General features: G+C 56.7%; 10 protein-coding genes. 9 read left to right on the plus strand and 1 reads right to left on the minus strand.

Features of this window, described 5'->3' with window-relative positions; genetic code table 11:
* Nucleotides 1-119: 119 nt before the first annotated feature.
* From FTW19_RS05675 to FTW19_RS05715, 9 genes are all read left to right on the plus strand, one after another.
* Nucleotides 120-1,127, plus strand: a complete 1,008-nt coding sequence (locus tag FTW19_RS05675; RefSeq protein WP_187143303.1) for a sugar phosphate nucleotidyltransferase — start codon at nucleotides 120-122, stop codon at nucleotides 1,125-1,127.
* Nucleotides 1,128-1,359: 232 nt separating this feature from the next.
* Nucleotides 1,360-1,761, plus strand: a complete 402-nt coding sequence (locus FTW19_RS26400; RefSeq protein ID WP_147646735.1) for a winged helix-turn-helix domain-containing protein — start codon at nucleotides 1,360-1,362, stop codon at nucleotides 1,759-1,761.
* A gap of 487 nt (nucleotides 1,762-2,248) precedes the next feature.
* On the plus strand, nucleotides 2,249-4,135 hold the full coding sequence (locus FTW19_RS05685) for an IPT/TIG domain-containing protein (protein ID WP_187143305.1): 1,887 nt from the start codon (nucleotides 2,249-2,251) through the stop codon (nucleotides 4,133-4,135).
* Nucleotides 4,136-4,290: 155 nt separating this feature from the next.
* On the plus strand, nucleotides 4,291-6,681 hold the full coding sequence (locus FTW19_RS05690; protein ID WP_222705532.1) for a glycoside hydrolase family 127 protein: 2,391 nt from the start codon (nucleotides 4,291-4,293) through the stop codon (nucleotides 6,679-6,681).
* A 176-nt stretch (nucleotides 6,682-6,857) separates the two neighbouring features.
* Complete coding sequence (locus FTW19_RS05695; protein ID WP_147646736.1) at nucleotides 6,858-8,498, plus strand: DUF885 family protein; 1,641 nt, start codon at nucleotides 6,858-6,860, stop codon at nucleotides 8,496-8,498.
* Between the two features lie 33 nt (nucleotides 8,499-8,531).
* Entirely contained in the window at nucleotides 8,532-10,793 is a 2,262-nt protein-coding gene (locus FTW19_RS05700) for a S9 family peptidase (RefSeq protein WP_147646737.1), read from the plus strand.
* A 228-nt stretch (nucleotides 10,794-11,021) separates the two neighbouring features.
* Nucleotides 11,022-14,858, plus strand: coding sequence for a TonB-dependent receptor (locus tag FTW19_RS05705; RefSeq protein ID WP_147646738.1), 3,837 nt, complete (start codon nucleotides 11,022-11,024; stop codon nucleotides 14,856-14,858).
* Nucleotides 14,859-15,010: 152 nt separating this feature from the next.
* On the plus strand, nucleotides 15,011-16,519 hold the full coding sequence (locus FTW19_RS05710) for an APC family permease (protein ID WP_147646739.1): 1,509 nt from the start codon (nucleotides 15,011-15,013) through the stop codon (nucleotides 16,517-16,519).
* Between the two features lie 77 nt (nucleotides 16,520-16,596).
* On the plus strand, nucleotides 16,597-17,799 hold the full coding sequence (locus FTW19_RS05715; protein ID WP_147646740.1) for a transposase: 1,203 nt from the start codon (nucleotides 16,597-16,599) through the stop codon (nucleotides 17,797-17,799).
* Between the two features lie 351 nt (nucleotides 17,800-18,150).
* Here the strand turns inward: FTW19_RS05715 and FTW19_RS05720 are convergent, their stop codons facing one another.
* Nucleotides 18,151-20,883 carry a DUF5695 domain-containing protein gene (locus FTW19_RS05720; protein ID WP_147646741.1) on the minus strand — a complete coding sequence of 911 codons (2,733 nt, stop codon included), beginning with the start codon at nucleotides 20,881-20,883 and terminating at the stop codon, nucleotides 18,151-18,153.
* Nucleotides 20,884-20,933: the final 50 nt, after the last annotated feature.

Here is a 20,933-nt window from a genome sequence, read left to right on the forward strand (position 1 = left end):
CTCCTCCATCACAGAACCCTCTGTGTCTTTCTGGGCAAAACGGGAAAATCCAAAAGCATGGAGAGAGAGAAAGAGTGACAAATCATGGATTGCACCTCGTAGAACGTAAGGATCGCAACTTGCCCGCCTCGGCCCAAAACCGCTGGGGACTCGTTCTGGCCGGCGGAGACGGCACGCGCCTGCAGTGCTTGACGCGCGTCATCTATGGCGACGATCGGCCAAAGCAGTTCTGCGGCCTCCTGAGTCAGGAGACCCTGCTTCGCCAGACTCGCAACCGCGCGGCAAGAAGCATCCCCGAAAATCAGACAATCTACGCGGTGACGGAAGGCCACCGCCTGTACTTTCAGGAAGACCTCGCCGGAACTTCGTCGTACAAGCTGGTGCAGCCATTCAATCGAGGTACGGCGCCTGCAATTCTTCTCAGTCTCTTCCATATCGCGGAGGAGCAGCCGAATGCGCTGGTAGCGATCCTGCCTTGCGATCACTACTACTCCAACGAACTATCATTTACTGCCGCGATTGAATCTGCATTCGAGACGGCGGCTCAACATCGCGATTGCGTCGTGCTGCTTGGAGCGCACCCTTCAGGACCTGAGGTTGAGTTTGGCTGGATTGTGCCTGGCCCCGCAGTTAGCGAGAACCTGTTTCAGGTGCAGCGCTTCGAAGAAAAGCCGAGCTTGTGTGTGGCCGAGCAGCTTCTGACGCACGGAGGGCTATGGAATACATTCGTCATGGTCGGCTCTGTTCAAACTTTGCTGAACATATGCTTCGACGCACTTCCCCAACTGGCAGTTCTCGAGCGCGTCCGTGCGGTAGCGAATGAGAGACGGGAGCTTCGCATTGCAACGTTTGTGTATGACAACATTCCCACCATCGATTTCTCTCGTCACATTCTCTCTCCAAATGCGAGCCGGCTCCTGGTTTCAGAACTCAATGGGCTGGATTGGCATGATCTTGGTCAGGCCGAACGCGTGCTATCCGTGCTGCGATCTCGTGACGCCGAGATGCCGTACTGGTTGCGGCAGTGGGAGACAGCGCGGCGGCCAGTACAGCGCTTGCATCATCGCGATCCCGGATCTATCCCGCTGCGGAGTTCGTTACGGTTCGAGCAGCCGCCGGGCGCTTAATGACTAAGGCCCGATGCACTGGGTTTCTCCAGTGCATCGAGTCGAAGTGAACGTAGAGATTCTTGAAATCGTTTTGCCTGGAAATTGTGTGGCGTGTTGTTCCCCCTCCAAAAAATGAGTGTTGCGATGGAAGAATCTCTCCGAATCAACGCCTAATTTGAGACGTACAAATCAGCTTTGGATGAAGGAACGGCAGAACAAAAAACAAACAGAGCAATGGATGGAGTGAGTAGTGGGCTGTGTCTATTTCTTCGATGAGTTTACGTTCGAAACGGGTCCTAATAGCTTGAGCCGGGGAATACAAAAAATCCCAATCCCTGCGAAACAACTTGATCTGCTTTGCGCCCTGGTACGGGCACAGGGTGAGCCAGTCCGAAAAGATACGTTATTGCGAGAGGTATGGCCGAATACTAACGTTGAACACCACACCCTCATTCAAACCGTGTATCTCCTGAGGCTGTCACTCGGCAAGATGGCTGACGGACAGGAATACATCCAGACCGTAAGCGGTTACGGATATCGACTGGCGGCTCATATCACGACATCAGAGTTGAGTCCATCCAGAGTCTCGCAACGGCACGGCATTCGGAACTCACTTACAGATCTCTGGCATCGATTGGGTCTCTTCTCCTGATGTTGTTCGCCTCTCAAGCCTCGGTAAACGAGCACCGCTATATAGCATGAGATAAGTTGAGAACGGCATTCTATATGAGAGCCTTGAGGAAGTTACTCCGAATTTGTGTAAAAGATATTTCATGCGAGAGATATTGGAACTGGAATCGACGAAGCTGAAGTGACATTGCTTCAAAGTAGTGATTCCACAAGAAGAGCAAGCTCAAAAACTGGACTGTGGAAAACCGCGAGCTGGTTCATGCGGAAACCCGCTCCCCACACTGCTCTCTGAGCCGATAGGGAAGTTTTGTCCCTTCATGGGGAGAATATTTACCCCTCCGACATCGGTAAATCTCCATTTTTTACCCACAACAACCTGTTTTCAGAATCATCGAATTCCCGGCATAGTTGGCCACCAACTTGCATGAAGCCCCGCACAGCTTCAATCCCCAAGGGAGTTTTTTGATTTGAATCAGTCAATAATTCGTCTCCTCATCGTAGGGAGCAGTGTGTCTATACTCGCCGCAGGCTCATCCGCACACGGTCAGTACTGGCACAAACATAAATCAGGGTCTACTACGACTACGTTGTCGGCTTCCATCAACGCTTCGCCAACTTCTATTACGGCGGGGAATCAATCAACCATCTCGTGGAGTACTTCCGGCGCAACTTCAGTGACGATCAACGGCAGCGCAGTTGCTGCTTCAGGAAGTACAGTCGTCACTCCAACACAGTCGACCAGTTACAACCTGGTAGCAAGTAACAGTACAAGTAGCCAGACGGCATCGACCGCCATCACGGTTACGGCAGCTTCTACAACCCCAACCACTCCTACATCGCCCACCACGGATCCGTCTTCGGGCAGCACAACGTCTGGCGCTCCGCATATCAACTTCACTGATCTGAATGTTGGTGCAGGCACAGGCGGTGATACCGGCAATGGTGTGTATGTACGCATCTTCGGTAGTAACTTTGGCTCATCGCAGGGCTCAAGCACACTGACGCTTGGTGGATCGCTTGTGACCAACTGCAGCCTGTGCTCGTGGACCAATACGCAGATCGTTGCTCAACTTGGCCCGGCTGCAACCACGGGAAATATCGTGGTGAATGTGAACGGTCTGGCATCGAACGGCGTACCGTTCACAGTAACCCCAACCAACATCATCTTCGTCTCTCCCAACGGCGTAGACACCAACCCGGGAACCTATGCGCAGCCCTTCAAGACCTGGCGCGCGGCGTTCAACTCCGTAACGTCAAACGACAACAGCTCGCCATCGAAGAACACGGTCATCTACATCATGCCCGGCACCGATGTCAGCTTCAATGACGGTCGTGGCTACAACGCTGCGATGTCAACCGATATCGGCGGCTCGTCGCCGACCAGCCAGTTGTCGATCGTTGGGTTCCCAGGTGGAACGGTCAATGTAGGCAGCACCAGCGTTACCAATGGCATAAAGGGATGGGGTAAGAACATCACCATCGCCAACTTCAATATCGTCGGCCAGGTTTCGGCCATCGATGCTGAGGCCGGCAACATGCGCATCATCAACAACAGCATCTCCTGCCCGGCTCCGCCCAGCGGTGTTGGCGGAACGGCTTGCGTACTTGGAGAGACAAACAGCCCTTCAGATACATGGGCCTTCCAGGGCAACAACGTACACGATACCGGCGGCAACGTGGATAAGACCTATCACGCTGTCTACTTCTCCACCGGTGTCAACCATGCGGACGCAGGTTGGAACAGCATTGGCCAGAACTTCAAGGGCTACTGCCGCAGCATCATGTTCCATGCGACCACCGGCGGAAACCTGTTTGACATTCACGTGCACGACAATGTCATCACCGGCGGATACTGCGACGGTATCGGTCTGGCCTCTGTCGATCCATCGCAGGGCACGGTCGAGGTGTACAACAATGTGATCTCTCACGTTGCAATTGCATCGAACCCCTACGGTGTTGCGAACGAAGCTGGTATCGCCATTAACTCCGATCCGCCGGCCGCTACCAGCGGTACTGTGCAGATCTACAACAACACCGTCGTGGATGCCGGCGGTTACGTAACCGGCAACCAGAACGGCTGCTTCGGCATCGTCTTTGCCGGAGCCGGAATGAACCTGACAAACAACATCTGCGTTCAACCCAGCGCAGCTCAGCCGTACATCGAGCCAGGCACTACAAACGTGACTGGCTCCAACAACCTCTGGTCCGGCGCCGGAGCTGCTCCTTCATGGGATTCGGCTCCTCTGACGACGGCTCCGAGCTTTGTCTCAAGCACCAACTTCGCGTTGCAGTCGAGCTCGGCCGGTAAGGAAGCCGGAACAACGTCGAAGTTCTCCCCGGTCGATATCGTCGGAGCACAGCGTGGTAGCACTCCGTCGATGGGTGCCTATCAGTAAATTCCACAACACTCAATAACCTTTAACCTGCGAACGTAGCAAGGGACGGCAAACCAGCCGTCCCTTGCTGTATTTGGGGAAGCAATGAGTGCTGCCCCTTGTTGGCGTTGGCAGCTCGTCTACCCGGAATGAATACATTATGGTATACATTCTGCATGCTTTTACCTGCACCTCAGATCACCCGCCGCGGCTTTTTGTATGGCCTGGCAGCCTCCGTTGCCACAAGGAACGCAGACGCCATGGCGGTTTCGTCATCGCTGCTTCCGGCTCACGCCAGGCCTCTGCCGCTGTCGTCGGTCCGTCTGTTGCCTTCGGTGTATGCAAATGCGGTGGAGGTGAATCGCGGATATCTGCTGGGTCTGAGCGCTGACCGGTTCCTGCACAATTTTCTGCAGTATGCCGGGCTACCACCCAAGGCTCCTATTTATGGGGGATGGGAGAGCGACACGATCGCGGGGCACTCACTCGGTCACTACCTCACTGCATTGGTTAGAACGTACGAACAGACTGGCGATGCCACATGCCGCGAGCGCGCTAACTACATCGTGGAGGAGCTTGCCAGGGCGCAGGCGGCGCGTGGGACAGGCTACGTCGGTGCGCTGGGGAGGAAGCGTAAAGACGGAACCATCGTTGATGGAGAAGAGATCTTTCGTGAGGTAAAGCAAGGCGAGATCCGCTCCGGTGGATTCGATCTGAATGGTTCCTGGTCTCCGCTCTACACCGTCCACAAGGTCTTTGCCGGTTTGCTGGATGTTTATGAGAGCTGGGGCAATCCCACTGCCCTGAAAGTGGCGACCGGGCTGGCCGGGTATTTTGCGGACATCTTCGATGCCTTGAACGATGAGCAGATGCAGAAGTTGCTTGCATGTGAGTATGGCGGCCTGAATGAGAGCTATGCGGAGCTCTATGCCATCACTCACAACAAACGTTGGCTCGCCGTTTCGGAGCGGCTGTATGACCGCCGTGTACTGGATCCGCTGGAAGCCGGCGAAGATAAGCTGACAAACTTCCACGCGAATACACAGGTACCGAAGCTGATCGGCCTTGCCCGGATTCACGAGCTCACGAATAGGCCGGAACCGGGACATGTGGCGGAGTTCTTCTGGGAGGCGGTGACGAAGCATCACAGCTATGTCATTGGGGGCAACGCAGACCGCGAATATTTTTCGGCTCCCGACACGATCGCCGCGCACATTACGGAACAGACCTGCGAGCACTGCAACACCTACAACATGTTGAAGTTGACGCGGCATTTGTATGCCTGGCATCCAGATGGAACCTACTTCGACTACTACGAGCGAGCTCACCTGAATCACGTAATGGCGGCGCAGAATCCGAAAGACGGCGGGTTTACCTATATGACGCCGCTGATGTCAGGAGCGGAGCGCGGCTATTCCACTCCAAAGGAAGACGCCTTCTGGTGTTGTGTGGGCACTGGAATGGAGAGCCATGCCAAACACGGTGAGTCGATCTTCTGGGAAGGCGATGGAACGCTGCTGGTCAATCTGTACATTCCCGCCGAAGCAGATTGGGCAAGCAGAAAGGCGAAACTCAGGCTCGAGACCAACTATCCCTTCACGCCGGAATCGAGGCTGACTCTGACGGCTCTGCCGGACCGGCAACACTTTGCGATAGGTCTTCGTTCTCCAGGATGGGCTGAAGGCAAAGCGAAGGTCACGGTGAATGGAAAGGCGGTTGCTGCCGAACGAGCACGCGGATATCTGCTGGTGAAGCGAATGTGGAAGCAGGGCGACGTGCTGGCAATCACTCTGCCGCTCGATCTACGGCTGGAGCCTGCGCCCGGAGACAACGACACGGTGGCGTTGCTTCGCGGCCCCATGGTTCTGAGTGCCGATCTTGGTCCGGCATCGGAGAAGTGGGATAGACCCGACCCATCTCTGGTAGGCGAGAACCTGCTGGCGAGTCTTTCGGCTGTCTCCTCCGAAAAAGCGATTTACGCATCGAAGGGCATCGTGCGACCGGCGGACCTGAAGTTTGTTCCGTTCTATAGTCAGTATGATCGGCGCAGCGCCGTCTACTTCAAGCGCTTCACGGAAGCTGCATGGAAGGTGGAAGAGAGCAACTTCCTGGCGGAGCAGGCGAAGGCCCGCGATATCGCCGCACGGTCCGTCGATGTGATGCATCTGGGCGAGATGCAGCCCGAGCGAGACCATAATCTGGTCTCGGAGATCTCGTATCCGGTGTCGTATCGCGGGCGAAATGGCCGCGATGCGCGTTCCGGTGGATACTTCGAGTTCACGCTGAAGTGCAAGCCCGTGGAGATGGTGCTGCAGGCTACCTACTGGGGTGACGAGCGTGAACGGAGCTTCGACATCCTGGTGGACAATGTGAAGGTTGCCACTCAGACGCTGAAGCAGGATCGTCCGGGAAAGTTTTTCGATGTGGAGTACCCGTTGAGCACTGATCTGACAAAGGGCAAAGAGAGCATCCGCGTACGCTTTCTCCCACATGACCGGTCGACAGTAGGACCGGTCTTCGGAGTTCGCTTGTTCACCGCAAAGAAAGACGCAAACGTTTCGCTATAAGCAAGAGCCACGTTGAGCGGCTTTTGTTCTGCCTTGAGGAGAAGAACGACGTCGTGGATAGAACGAACAAATTTTCAACATACCTTGTGCGGACCATCGTTCCCGTCGCATTCTCCTGTTTCTGTTTTCAGACTTGGGCCGCAACTCCACGGCTTGCTGAGCCGAAGCTGCCATCGATGATCCAGCAGTTCAGCGCCGATCGCAGAGCGCTGGAGGCGGCATATGTCATTTCCTTTTCAGGGAGCCGTCTGGACAGGATGGAGGCGTTTTATCAGCAGGAACAGCAGCAGCTTGCCGCGGTTGACTTCAAGACGCTGGCGGAAGACGAAAAGCTGGATTACCTACTGCTGCAGAACCAGCTCCGAGGCGAGTTGTACGAACTCGGTTTGCAGCGCGAGAAGGCCACGGCCATGAGACCGTTGTTGCCTTTTGCCGGAACGATTGAAGATCTGGAAGACGAGCATCGGCACATGGTGCGGCCGGATTCTGAGAAGACAGCAGCGACTCTGACAGCCATGGTGCGGACTATTGAAAATGCGAAACACACGCTCGACCCGGCGAAGAGTGAAGGCAAGCCGAAGTCCGATGCAGTTGTGGCTAACCGCGCTGTTGTCGCGACAGAGCAACTAAAGAAGGTCCTTCATGATTGGTATGGACAGTACAGTGGCTATGATCCAGGTTTCACCTGGTGGGTGGAGCAGCCGTATCGCGATGCAGATAAGGCGCTGGAAGGATATGAGGCATTCCTTCGGGAGAAGCTGGTTGGGATTGCCGCTGACGATAAGAAGACCATCATCGGAGATCCCGTGGGTCACGAAGCATTGATGCGCGAGCTATCAGCCGACCTTATTCCATACACCCCCGAAGAGCTGACGGCCATTGCCCAGACAGAGTACGACTGGTGCATGAAGGAGATGCTGCGGGCATCCCACGAGATGGGATATGGCGATGACTGGCACGCTGCTGTAGAGAAGGTCAAGACGATGCACGTGCCTCCGGGCGATCAGCCGGAGCTGATTCGCAAACTGGTGGTGGAAGGCATTGAGTTCGTCAAGAAAAACGATCTGGTGACTGTGCCGCCGACTGCAGAAGAGACCTGGCGCATGATCATGATGACGCCTGAACGACAGTTGGTGAACCCGTTCTTTACCGGAGGGGACGAGATCAGCGTCTCGTATCCGACAAACACAATGACCTTCGAGCAACGTGAGATGAGCATGCGCGGCAACAATATTCCGTTCGCCCGTGCGACCGCATTTCACGAGATGATTCCTGGACACTTCCTGCAGTTTTATATGGGAGCGCGTTACCGGCCGTACCGTGAACCCTTTCAGACGCCCTTCTGGTACGAGGGAAACTCATTGTGGTGGGAGATGTTGTTCTGGGACCGTGGCTTCGACCGGACCCCGGAGGAACGTGTCGGTGCGTTGGTATGGCGCATGCATCGTTCAGCTCGAGTCATCTTCACGATGAACTTTCATCTCGGTAAGTGGACACCGCAACAGTGTGTGCAGTTCCTGATTGATAACGTCGGCTTCGAGCCGGAGAATGCCACCGCCGAAGTGAGGCGGTCCTTCGATGGATCGGTCGGTCCGCTGTATCAGAGCGCCTATCTGATGGGGGCCTTGCAGTTCCGTGCGCTGCACAAGGAGCTTGTTGGAAGCGGCAAGATGACCGAGCGCGAGTTTCACGATGCGGTTCTGCATGAGAATGCGATGCCGATCGCGCTGCTGCGAGCCTACCTGGAACACGAGACGCTGACTCGGGATTTTGTTCCGCAGTGGAAGTTTTATGGTGAGCATCCCACTCATCCATAAGCCTGAGAAGCCGCCGTACCCGAGGAGTGATGCATGAGATACGCTGCCTTTGCAGTGCTTGCCTTTATTTGCGTGCAAACGAGCTTTTCCGCCGTCACGCCAAATGACTACGAGCGTGCCGCGAAGTTGAATGAGAAGTACGGAGACCTGACAGAGAACGTGGTCCGCGGCGCCAATTGGGTGCAGGGCGAGCATGTTCTGCTGTACGACAAGACGGTAGCGGGTGGCGGCCACCAGTTCTTTCTCGCGGATGTGGAAACCGGGAAGAAGGAATTGGCCTTCGATCATCATCGGCTGACGGTAGCGCTGAGCGCGGCCACGCATGAAGAGGTCAAGCCGCGGCAGCTTCCGCTACGCGATGCCAGGCTGGAAGATCATCGAAGCATCCTGGCGTTCCGCATCGGCTATACACCGTGGCGCTGCGATCTGAAGAGCTACGCATGCAAGCGGGATGAAGATGGTGCTGATGGCGGGCGAGAGTCTTCCCGCAACAATGAGCATCGCACTGTCGCGTCTCCCGACTGGAAGTGGGAGGCATTGGTCGCTAACTTCAATCTCGTGGTGCGCAGTGCGGATGGCAAACAGCGCCTGGTCCTGAGCACAGACGGCTCAGAAGGAAATTACTACGATCTGGATACGGTCTCGTGGTCTCCCGACTCATCGAAGCTGGTGGTTTACCGCATTCGTCCCGGCTATCACCGCACCATCCGGTTTGTGCAGTCGTCGCCTGCGATGCAACTGCAGCCGCTCTATCCCGAGATTCCGTATGCCAAGCCGGGCGATGTGCTGGATCTTCCGCAGCCGGTCCTGTTCGACCTAGGCACTAAGAAAGAGATCGCTATTGCGAACGAGCTGTTCCCGAATCCTTACGAACTTTCGCAGGCACGGTGGTGGCAGGACTGCCGTGGATTCACCTTTGAGTACAACCAGCGGGGACATCAGGTCTATCGTGTGATTGAGGTGGATGGCGCCACGGGAGCAGCCAGAACGCTTGTGAATGAGACAAGCGATACGTTCGTGGACTATCGCTCTCTGATTCCGGAGCCACAGGACACCGGCAAGGAATATCGCCGCGATCTCGCCGATGGCAAAGAGATCCTCTGGGCATCGGAGCGGGATGGATGGGAGCATCTGTATCTGCTGGACGGCCGGACGGGCAATGTGAAGAACCAGATCACGCGAGGCGAGTGGGTAGTGCGCTCGGTCGACCGGGTGGATGAAGACAGGCGGATGATCTGGTTCTCGGCAAGCGGAATGAATGCCGGCGAAGACCCTTATTTTGTGCATGCCTATCGCATTCGTTTTGACGGAACGGGCCTGACGTCGCTTACACCTTCTGCTGGAAATCACAAGGTCGCATACTCCGAGGACGGAACACTGTATTTCGACCTCGTAAGTACGGTGGAAGATCCTCCGGTGCTCACCGTTCATCGCACGAGTGATTGCTCTCTGGTGTCAGAGCTGGAACGGGGAAGCGTCGACAAGCTCAGGGCTGCCGGATGGCATGCGCCGGAACCCTTTCATGCGCTGGGACGGGATGGCAAGACAGAGATCTGGGGTGTGGTGTGGAAGCCCGCGAACTTCGACCCGAAGAAGCGATATCCGGTGGTGGAGAACATCTACGCGGGGCCGCAGGGATCATTTGTGCCGAAGACGTTTTCCACCCGTGCGGAGCCGTTGACTGAACTGGGGTTTGTTGTGGTGCAGATCGATGGGATGGGCACCAACAATCGATCGAAGGCCTTCCATAACGTCGCCTGGAAAAACCTGAAGGATGCGGGCTTTGAGGATCGCATCCTGTGGCACAGGGCATATGCGAGCGGGCATCCCTGGTACGACATCACCCGCATGGGAATCTTCGGGACCTCGGCCGGCGGCCAGAGCGCGATGGGAGCGTTGTTGTTTCATCCGGAGTTCTACAAGGCCGCGGTCGCCAACAGCGGATGCCATGACAACCGCATGGACAAGATCTGGTGGAACGAGCAGTGGATGGGGTGGCCCATCGGGCCCGAGTATTCGGCTTCGTCGAATGTAGACAACGCCTGGCGCCTGAAAGGGAAGCTGATGCTGGTGGTTGGCGAGATGGATGATAACGTCGATCCCGCCTCAACATTCCAGGTGGCCGATCGACTGGAGAAGGCCAACAAGATGTTTGACCTGCTGTACGTACCCGGGGGGAAGCATGGCGCCGGTGGCGCGTATGGGCAGCGTAAGCTTGAGGACTTCTTTGTGCAGGCTCTCCATGGTGACCGTACTCCGGACTGGAATGCGCTCGAAAAGCCGGCGAAGCCATGAGTGTGCCGAGGGCGCGGGGTAGGGCTATCTTGATATTTCAGTATGGGACTCAAAATCGTCTCAATTTTTGTATTGAGTTTTGTACACAATTAACGACATAATCGGGTCACGTTGTTAACAAAGCTGTCATACAGCCGCTAAAAGTGGCGCGATCTGTTTCTGGTCTCTCCCCCATCCCTGTCTCGGGTTCGCAGAATACCCAGTCTCGCTGTTTCTGAAGGAGGTCGTATGTTGATACGAATTTCAGGAAAACGTTTTCCCGCAGCCGCTCTGGCGCTTCTTCTCTTCCTGTGTTGCAGACTGTACGGACAGTCTGGGACGCAGGGCACGGTCTCGGTAACAGTTGCAGACGCCACCGGCGGCGTTGTTTCCGCGGCCAGCCTGGAGCTGACGGCGCTGGACACCAATATCACTCGTAAAGCGGCAACGGAAGGCACAGGAGCCTTCAGCTTCGTCAACCTGCCGATCGGAACCTATCGCCTGAACGTTTCCTCACCTGGGTTCTCTACGACTCGGGTCGACACCGTCATCGTGCATGCATCGCAGGTCACACCGGTTGCGGTGGTGTTGCAGATCGGTAGCACGAACGACACAGTGAGTGTCAGCGCGGTGGCGACACCGCTGCTCGATGTGAGCTCCAACTCGCTCGGAGCAGTGATTGATCTGAAGGCAATCGAAGTCCTCCCGATCGTCGGTCGCGACCTGACCTCGCTGGCGCGGCTTACGGCAGGCTATGCCGGCTCGCAGGACACCAACGGCAGCCAGATCGGCGTGTGGAACGGCCAGCCTTTGACGAACCAGGGCGTGAACATCGATGGTGTGGTCGGTGCGGCCTCGCGCGGTAAGTACAACGGCAACGTGCAGGCGGCTGCGTCACCACGCGTGGAGAATATCGCGGAGATGTCCGTCCAAACCGACCAGATCGATCTGGACCAGGGATTCGGCCGTTCAACGATGCAGTTGAGCTATGTCACGCGCTCCGGAACGAATGCGTTTCACGGAAGAGCGTACGTAGATACGCGCAACTCCGGTTTATTTGCGAACACCTATGCCAACAATGCCGCCGGTGTCCGCAGAGCCAAGGTGATCTATAACGACTTCGGTGGCAGCCTCGGTGGCCCGATCCTCAAGGACAAGCTCTTCTTCTTCGGAAGCTTCTCTACCCGCAGGCAGCCGTACAACCAGACGAACAGCAACTCGTTCCTTACCTCAACCGCACAGAACGGCAATTTCACCTATACCGGTACGGACGGCAACATCTATACACGCAACCTGTTCACACTTGCGAAGAACTACAGCACATCGCTGCCAACGTCGGTGAATTCGGTGATTGCGGGCCAACTCTCGGCGATCAACAGTTCACTCTCCTCCGGCAACACCATTGGAACCAGCGACGCGAACATCAGTTCGATTCTCTGGAACACGCCCGCGCCGTATATCTACTACTACCCGACGGTGCGTCTGGACTATGCGAAGTCCGAGAAGACGCATATGTATCTCACCTGGAACATGTCGCAGGTGAAGCAGGCGGGATCGTATGCGCCTCCATTCCCCGGCAGTTCATTTCAAAACCAGAACTCCGGATATCAGAATCGTTCCTTCACCATCGGATATGGTCTGGACTACCAGATCAGTCCCCGGATGATGAATCAGTTGAAGTTGGGCTACCTCTATACGGTCAACCGTTACGCACAGGATGCGCCGGCGTTATATGCCACCAATCCGACGATCTACTGGGGGTTGGACAACTGGGGTAGCGGTAGCATGTCGGGGCAGACCTACACGCTGCCGACCTCGAACTTCTATCCGGTGCTGAACGCCTCCGACTCGATCAGTTGGCAGAAGGGATCACATTCCATCAAATTTGGCGGTATGTGGAACCGCGAACAGGATCACTACTGGAATCCGCCAGCCGGTTTTGACAACATCACCCTGGGCCTCGCATCCGGTGACCCTGCGAACAACGCCTTTTCCAGCTCGAGCCTGCCGAACGCCAGTCCGGACAATCTGAACGAAGCGCAGCAGCTTTATGCCGTCCTGACGGGCCGCATCAACTACGTGAACGGCAGCTACTCGTATTCGCAGAAGACGGGCGACTATCTCAAGGCTGTCGGTGCCTACAACCTGAACGAGTTGCAGACCGCCTGGGGATTGTTCGCGCAGGACTCCTGGCGCATCTTCCCGACCCTGACGCTGAACTACGGTATGCGCTGGGACTTTACCGGCGACAACCACGACCTCACTGGCGCCTATCACTCCTTGACCGAGGCGTCAGTCTACGGTCCCTCAGGCGTTGGCAACCTCTTCCGTCCAGGATCGCTGCAGGGAACCAACAATCCACAGTTTGAGACACGGCCGCACTCCTATGCTCCCTGGAATGTTTCGCCTCAGCCGCAGGTTGGCTTTGCCTGGAATCCGCGCAATCAGGATGGCTTCCTTGGAAAGCTATTTGGTCAGGGAGATACAGTTATCCGCGGCGGCTACGGTCTTCGACGCTTCACTATGCCGCAGCAGTACTACTGGAACAACTCCTCGTCCTACGGCGCGTTCTTCTATCAGAACTTCTATCTGAATCCGAACACTTCAGGACAAACAGGCACCTTTACGCCGGGTTCTCTTTCGCTGGGAAGTGCTCTTCCGGCACGTGGTCTTGCACCCGCAAGCTATCTGCGTACGGAGCCACTGGCCGATTTCACCTTCCTGAACTCGGTCTCGGCTGCGGGCATGGATTACAACATCAAGCAGCCCTACACACAGAGCTGGAACTTTGGCTTTGAACGCAAGTTTGGAAACCGCGCTGTCGAGGTGCGATACGACGGCAACCGGACGCTACACCAGTGGCTGGCGATCAATCCCAACGAAGTGAATATCTTCGAGAACGGCTTCCTGGCGGAGTTCCAGCGGGCGCAGGCGAACTACGCAGCCAGCGGCGGAACAACCTTTCATGGCAGCAACAAGACGCCGATCTTCGATGCCGCCTTTGCTGGTGAGCCCTCAGGAACCTATGGAGGCGCGGTCGACTACGAAAACGCCGACTATCTGAACTACATCAAGACGGGCCAGGTCGGCGCGATAGCTAATATCCTGAGCGGCATCTCGGGGACGACGACCTACTTCTGCAACCTGGTCGGATCGTCGTTCTCTCCGTGCGCGAATAATGCTGGATACACCGGCGCCGGTGCAGGCTATCCGATCAACTTCTTCCAGGCGAACCCATACGCCGCGGGCGCCACGACCAGCTTGATGAAGGCCGTAGGTTATTCGAACTATCACTCGCTGCAGTTGGATTTCCGGCAGCAGAACTGGCACGGGTGGGTCTTTGATGCGAACTATACCTTCGGCAAGGCGCTTGGGATCGGTTCGACGCAGAACTATACGGGCGGGGCAGACAGTCTGCTGACCTTACGCGATCTCAGCAAGGGATATGGGCCCACGCCATATGACATCCGTCACGTCGTCCACTTCACCTCTTCCTATGATCTGCCTTTTGGAAAGGGGAAGGCCTTTCTCGGTTCAAACAACCTGGTCAGCCGACTCGCGGGCAACTGGACCATCGGATCGATCATGATTATCCAGACCGGCGCCGCACAACAGATAACCGGCGGCAACATGACCTACAACGACTATGCAGACGGCGGCATACGATTGATCGGCGTTACAGCGAAGGAACTTCAGAGCGCTGTCGGCGTCCATCGTGTGCCTGGCAAGACCTATGCACGGCAACTGGATCCAAAGTATCTGTCTGCGGGCGGCGTCAACCAAAACTATATCCAACCGAACACTACACCAGGCACCATCGGCGAAAGGCTCTATCTGTACGGACCGCATGCCTTCTACCACGATATGTCGGTTTCGAAGAGCTTCCCGGTCCACGAGCGTGTCCAGGTCAAGCTGCAGAGTGAGTTCCTGAATGTCTGGAACCACCCTGTATTCGGTAGCACTCCCAGCTCCTTCGGTGGGATCGCCGGAACCTTCGCCAACAGTGTGCAGAGCACGAACTTTGCCAACAGTGGCGTCACCAACCATCCTCGCTGGATTGAGTTGCGCGGCAATATCGAGTTCTAGTCGATCGATATAAATTGCCCGGTACGGCAGGCGCGGAGCCTCCCGTGCCGGGCATTCTTCTTCTTCCCAACACAATCGACGAATCACGAACAGCTCGCCGTGGTATCAAGGAGTACATCGTCATACCACGTGGGTTGCGCAGAGGGTAGTGAATGGAGCAGCAGCATCTGGAGCGGGAGAGCGAAGGCGAGTTCCGTAAGGCATTGGGTCTGTTTGACTCTGTGATGATCGTGGCCGGAGTCATGGTGGGTTCCGGCATCTTCATCGTCAGCGCGGAGATCACACGGCAGGTGGGCTCTGCCGGCTGGCTGATGGTGGCCTGGTTGATCACAGGAGTGCTGACCATCGCCGGAGCTCTCAGCTATGGAGAGCTGGCGGCCATGATGCCCTCAGCCGGCGGCATGTACGTCTACCTTCGCGAGGCGTTCTCGCCGATCTTCGGGTTCCTCTATGGCTGGACGCTGGTAACGGTAATTCAGACCGGGACCATCGCGGCGGTAGCCATCGCGTTCGCCCGCTTTAGTGGAGCGATCTTTCCTGCCATCTCTGAAAAGCAATACCTGATTGCACCGATTCATCTTGGATCGTCCTATGCGCTTTCACTCTCGACAGCGCAGGCTCTGGCGCTCGTGATCATTCTTCTCATCGCGTTGATCAACAGCTATGGGGTCGAGTGGGGCAAGCTGATCCAGAACGTCTTTACCGTGGCGAAGCTCACCGGTATCGTGGCACTGCTGGGCCTGGCAGCATACGCATTCCTGCGCAATCCGCAAATCTTCCATGCGAACTTTGCGCGGGCCTGGACCCCTATCCACGTCACGGCAATCGGTAGTACAGAGATCGCTACAGCATGGGGCATGCTGGTGGCGCTGTGTGTCTCGCAGACCGGCTCACTCTTCTCAGCGGACTCCTGGCACGACATTACCTTTGTGGCGGGAGAGGTACGTAACCCGAAGAAGAATCTTCCACTGTCGCTGGCGATCGGAACCTCGCTCGTCATCGGGCTTTATCTGCTGTGCAATCTCTGCTACCTGGCTGTGCTTCCTGTCGAGGGGATTCAGGCCGCACCACAGGACCGTGTAGCGACACTGGTGGTCGATACCGTGTTGCCTGGAATCGGCAAGCTGGCCATGAGCCTTCTGATCATGGTCTCGACCTTCGGAACGGTCAATGCACTCACCCTCGCCGGAGGACGCGCTTATTACGCCATGGCGCAGGATGGATTGTTTTTCCGGCGTGCAGGCGTACTGAACCGAGCGCGAGTGCCGGGATGGGCTCTCGGCTTGCAGTGCCTATGGTCGCTCCTCCTGGTACTACCGCGTACCTACAACGCAGCGACAGGAGAATACGGCAATCTCTATAGCAACCTTCTGGACTACGTAATCTCGGCCGCGTTGCTGTTCTACATCCTCACCGTCGTCGGGCTTTTTCGTTTGCGAGTGACGAAGCCGGACGCGGTGCGTCCTTATCGCTGCTGGGGGTACCCATGGCTGCCGGCGATGTATCTGGTAGGAGCGGCAATCGTGCTGGTAGTGCTCTTCTGCTATCGCACATCAACCACATGGCCTGGCCTGATCATCATTCTGAGCGGTATACCCGTGTATGCCCTGCTGCGGCGCAATGCTGCGCGGCGCAGCATTGATGAGGTTGCCGCGGGGTAGTTTGTTGGGTGGGAGCAGCGGGCTTCAGAGTCTGTGTGAGTACTTGCTTTTCGGGATTATTTATATGAGAAGAGAGTATGTCCCGCTATTTGCCCTATTCTCCGGAGCAAGGCTATCTGGTGCCGCCTCGTGTAGATGAAGTTCTGAGCGCGGATCATCTGTGTTTTTTCGTTCACAAGAGTGTCGAGAAGTTGGATCTGAGCTGCTTCGATGAGTCGTACGGGCCGATGGGTGGGCGCCTGTACGATCCATCGCTGATGCTGAAGGTATGGCTGTATGCGTATCTTCTGGGTGTAACTTCGTCTCGCCGTCTAGAGCAGCGTATCCGGGAAGACCTCGCGTTCCGTTTCCTTGCAGGAGCGGCGACGCCTGACTTTTGGGCGCTGAACGCGTTTCGCCGCCGTCATGGACGAGCGATCAACGACTGCTTCACGCAGGTGGTGGAGATGGCCCGATCGTTGAAGCTGGCGCAGCTAGGCACGGTAGCGATCGACGCGACCCGGATCAAGGCGTCGGCCTCTCCGGATAAGGTCATCGCGCTGGAGCGGCAGCAGAGGGCGAAGACTCGCCGGAACATACGCCGCTGGCAGCAGAGCTGCGACAAGGATGACCCCAACGAAGGCGCGGGCACTCGCGTAGGAGCTGCGATCGAGGCCATCGAGGATGCTCCGGCGAGGCTCAAGCCGCTGCCCCGGCGGGCGAAGAGGCCCTCTGAGAAGCGCTCGATCACTGATCCGGATGCGCGCTTTTTGCGCAGCCGCGGTAACCGCTTCCTGCTGGGCTACTCCGGTGAGATCGCCGTATCGGAAGACCACTTCATCGTAGCCCAGAGGGTGACCCAGTCGGGCAACGAGAACGACAACCTGGAACCGATGGTGAAGCTGGTCGAACAGACCTGCGGAGAGCGTCCCCGGCGGGTGCTGGCAGACTCCGGCTATTACTCCAACGAAAACGTAGAACGGATGGAAACGCTCCACATCGATGCCTATGTCCCGGACTCCAACCTGGCACGGGAACTCAATACTAAGACCCCAGCAGCCGATCTTGATGGACATGATCCGCGCCTGAAACGCATGCGACACAAACTACGAGATCCAGAGGCAAGAGCGATGTACAGCAAACGCAGGGGAATCGTCGAACCGGTCTTCGGCATCATGAAAGAACAACGCAACCTCCGCTCCTTCCGGCTACGCTCCATCTCCAAGGTTCAAACCGAGTTCGCCCTCGCCGCCACCGCCTACAACCTCAAACGCATCTACATCCTGCAGAAATCCCGATAAAACTGCTCACAGACACCGGCGACAGAGACCTTGCAACAGCAATCGCTCACTCAAACAAAGAGAGGATGCCTCTCTCACACAGACTCTTCAGCCCGCTGATTGAGCGTAAAAAATGAATGGGCTTTAGCCCTGGGCCTTTCTGGCGATCAAAGATAAAGCCCAGGGCTAAAGCCCGATCTCTTCTGTGGTCGATAAACCGTGGGCTCAAGCCCACGGCTCCCACCGGTTCGAGCACGGAGCGCTGAAGGCGCGCTCTATACCAGCCTGAGGCAACGCCCCAGGTCCTCGGGCACATTAGAAGACCAAGGGCTGAAGGCCCGCTCCATAGAGCTTCAGCCCAATCTAATACAACTACTTCTGCGTCATCAAAGACACGCTAGTCTCTTCCGACGCGAGAGAAACCGTGCGTACCTCTTCAGGTTTCTCCGTTGCCGGAGTAGCAATATGCAGCTTCACTTCTTTGACGTAAGCCGTAGCAGGCGCCAAATGAATCGTGACCTGATGCGTGGAGGTGTCATAGTCGACTGCGGTAAACGCGCCTCCGTCCAGCGTGAGCCACTGACCGGTTGGCGCAAGAAAGACACGCTGCCGCGATGAGTCGAGCACATCCAACCGGACGGTATTCCCATGGACTGTCACATTCCCACCAAAAGCGAGCCAGCCGAGCGAGGGATCCTGTACGAGATATACGCCGCTGTTGAGCGCATGACCGAGAAAGTTCGGACCGTAGTCACCGGTGTACGGGTCGTATTGCATACGATCGGGATAGGAGTGAAACGCCGCAGAACCGAAGCCCTTCTCGTCGATATTCGCGAGCGGCCCCATGACGCCGCCGTAGCCTGCGCGCAGCAGGTAAAGGTCACTGGAATGGGCACGATACTCGCTGAGTAGCGGAATCGCATTCAGGCCTGAGCCGTAGTGATGTAACTGACGTTCGATGCGTGGGTATTTGCCACCATAGAGAAAGTCCCAGTAGCGGCGAGCACTGCCGTTGTATCCCCAGGAGGGCACGACCGGCGTATAAGCCAGGATGGCGTTGAGCGTGAGATCAGCCTTTTCTTTGAAGCCGAAGTAGCGCGTCCAGGCGTAGACCTCTTCCTGCCCTGTTGAGTCCCATGGCATCTCGCTGCCAAAGGGATAGGGTTCGGAATTCCATTGCTGCGCCCGTTGACGCATCCAGCCTTCGAGCGTAGATGCCTGTTCGTTCCAGCCCTCCATCTTCAGATCATGCAGCAGCAGGGTGAAGATGGTGCCTTCCATCTGACCGAACTGGGTGTAATACGGCGCATGGGAGCGCATCGCCATAGTGGTCTCATACGCGTGATCGAGATACCACTTCCAGTCCTGCATTGCGGCAAGGCCCGAGTTGTTGCGCGCGATGCGGTAGAGCGACCAGTATGCAGCAACGACGTGTGGGTAGTTGAAGGAGCGCCCGACATCGGCGGCATCCTTGCGGTTCCAACTGGTCCACGAGCCCCAGTTAATCGACGTGTCGTAGTACCCGGCAGGCATCGCGTCCGGCTGGTAGTAGAAGAGGCTCTTGTGAACGCCGAACTTCTGCGGGCCCTCACTCTCCTGCAGGTGACCCCAGACGGTTTGATTGACGAATGCTTCGAGTTTACGAACCTCACCCGGATCAGGAGCGATGGCTTCCTTCATCGCGGCTGCAAGCCACGACCCTGCTCCGCCCTCATCGCTTAGACCTGCGATCCATGCACGTGATTCCTGAAGCAGCTGTTGACCGGCATCGTTGTCGTAGCTGATGACGGAAGGTGAACGATGGAAGGGATCGTTGGGCTGTTCAAACCATTGCTCATGAAAGAGAAAGCGGCCAAGGTCTGCGACGGTCTGCGTCTCCGGCTTGATGGTGCGATAGGCGATGGTCTGTATATTGCCATCGCCATATGTGATGCGCAGGCGAGCTCGTCCCCAACGAAGACCATGAATGGTGTAGGCCTGCGTCTTACCGTCAGGCGCCAGGCCATCGTGATGGATAGAGAGTGAGCCTTCGGGTTCGCTGGCGATGCTTGTGACTGGAGTTGCAGAGCGGAGGAAGAGCCGGCCATCTGTATCCTGCGGCAGGATGTATCCGGGAATGCCGATGGCAACCGGACGTCCGTGAGCTGTGAGCGTTGCTTCAATCTCGCGGAGAGAGGGAGCGACAAACAGATGCAGTGTATAGGTGATGCTCTTGCCGGGTTGAAGAACAGCTTCAGTTGGCTGGTTCCACTGCTCGGCGCTCTTCCAATCGTCCTCAGCGAAGCCTGCGGAGTGGATCATCCACTCATACGACCCTTCAAAGGTCATGCCGCGCCGCGTCGGATCATTCAGCAATACGGCTTCACCATCGCGGCTGACACGCTTATCGAGGATCGGTTTCCATGCTTCCAGCGGAGCATGGCCTTCGGGCGCGATCAGAAGCGCAGGCCCTGTGCCGGAGAGGCGTGCAACCTGAACATAGCCTGCATCCTGACCGATATAGGGGTCGTAGAAGGAGCAGGTCGTATAGCTCTGCTCGAGGGTACGGCCGTTCATGATGTTGTTGAAGACCATCGGAACACCGATGCCTCCAAGATGCACAGCCTTGTGGGTGCGATTGGTGAGCGTGTAGCTGAGATAGATATCGCCGTTACGAACGGACCACTCCCGCACCACGCGCAGCGGAATCTCGGCCGGTAAGGTCGCAGCAAGATCAGCGCGGAAGACGGTTGAGGTATTGGCAAGAACCTGGATCGGCTTGCGGCGGTAAGCCGTTGAATAGTCTTTCCAGTCGGTAGAGGCATCATCGCGAAGACGCAGGTCGAGATCGCCCAGGTGGTAAAAGGTATCGGCCGAACGAGACTTGAGAAGGTCGCCGGGAGTGTAGTCCAGCATCGGATCCGCAGCAGGACGAAGTTGCGCCACTGTGCCGGAGTAGGCAAGCAGTTCCAACGTGAGCTCTTTGCCTTTCAGTACTACGCGCCCGCCATCGAGCATGGGGCCAGGAGGAAGCGGCTTGGGAGGCTGAGACCAACTCAGTGTGCTGCTGATGAGCGAGAACAACAGGACAGCACGAGACAGACGGAACAACGGAGAGAAGCTCACGGCGACTCCTGAAGCTGTATTCAAAGGGGAGGGCTGATCTTGCGGAGGCG

This window comes from Terriglobus albidus, assembly GCF_008000815.1.
GTDB classification, from domain to species: Bacteria; Acidobacteriota; Terriglobia; order Terriglobales; family Acidobacteriaceae; genus Terriglobus; species Terriglobus albidus_A.

Coding starts and splice junctions, on each gene's coding strand:
- FTW19_RS05700 (WP_147646737.1), top strand. CDS start 8,532: ATGAGATACGCTGCCTTTGCAGTGCTTGCCTTTATTTGCGTGCAAACG.
- FTW19_RS05695 (WP_147646736.1), top strand. CDS start 6,858: ATGATCCAGCAGTTCAGCGCCGATCGCAGAGCGCTGGAGGCGGCATAT.
- FTW19_RS05690 (WP_222705532.1), top strand. CDS start 4,291: ATGCTTTTACCTGCACCTCAGATCACCCGCCGCGGCTTTTTGTATGGC.
- FTW19_RS05705 (WP_147646738.1), top strand. CDS start 11,022: ATGTTGATACGAATTTCAGGAAAACGTTTTCCCGCAGCCGCTCTGGCG.
- FTW19_RS05710 (WP_147646739.1), top strand. CDS start 15,011: ATGGAGCAGCAGCATCTGGAGCGGGAGAGCGAAGGCGAGTTCCGTAAG.
- FTW19_RS05715 (WP_147646740.1), top strand. CDS start 16,597: ATGTCCCGCTATTTGCCCTATTCTCCGGAGCAAGGCTATCTGGTGCCG.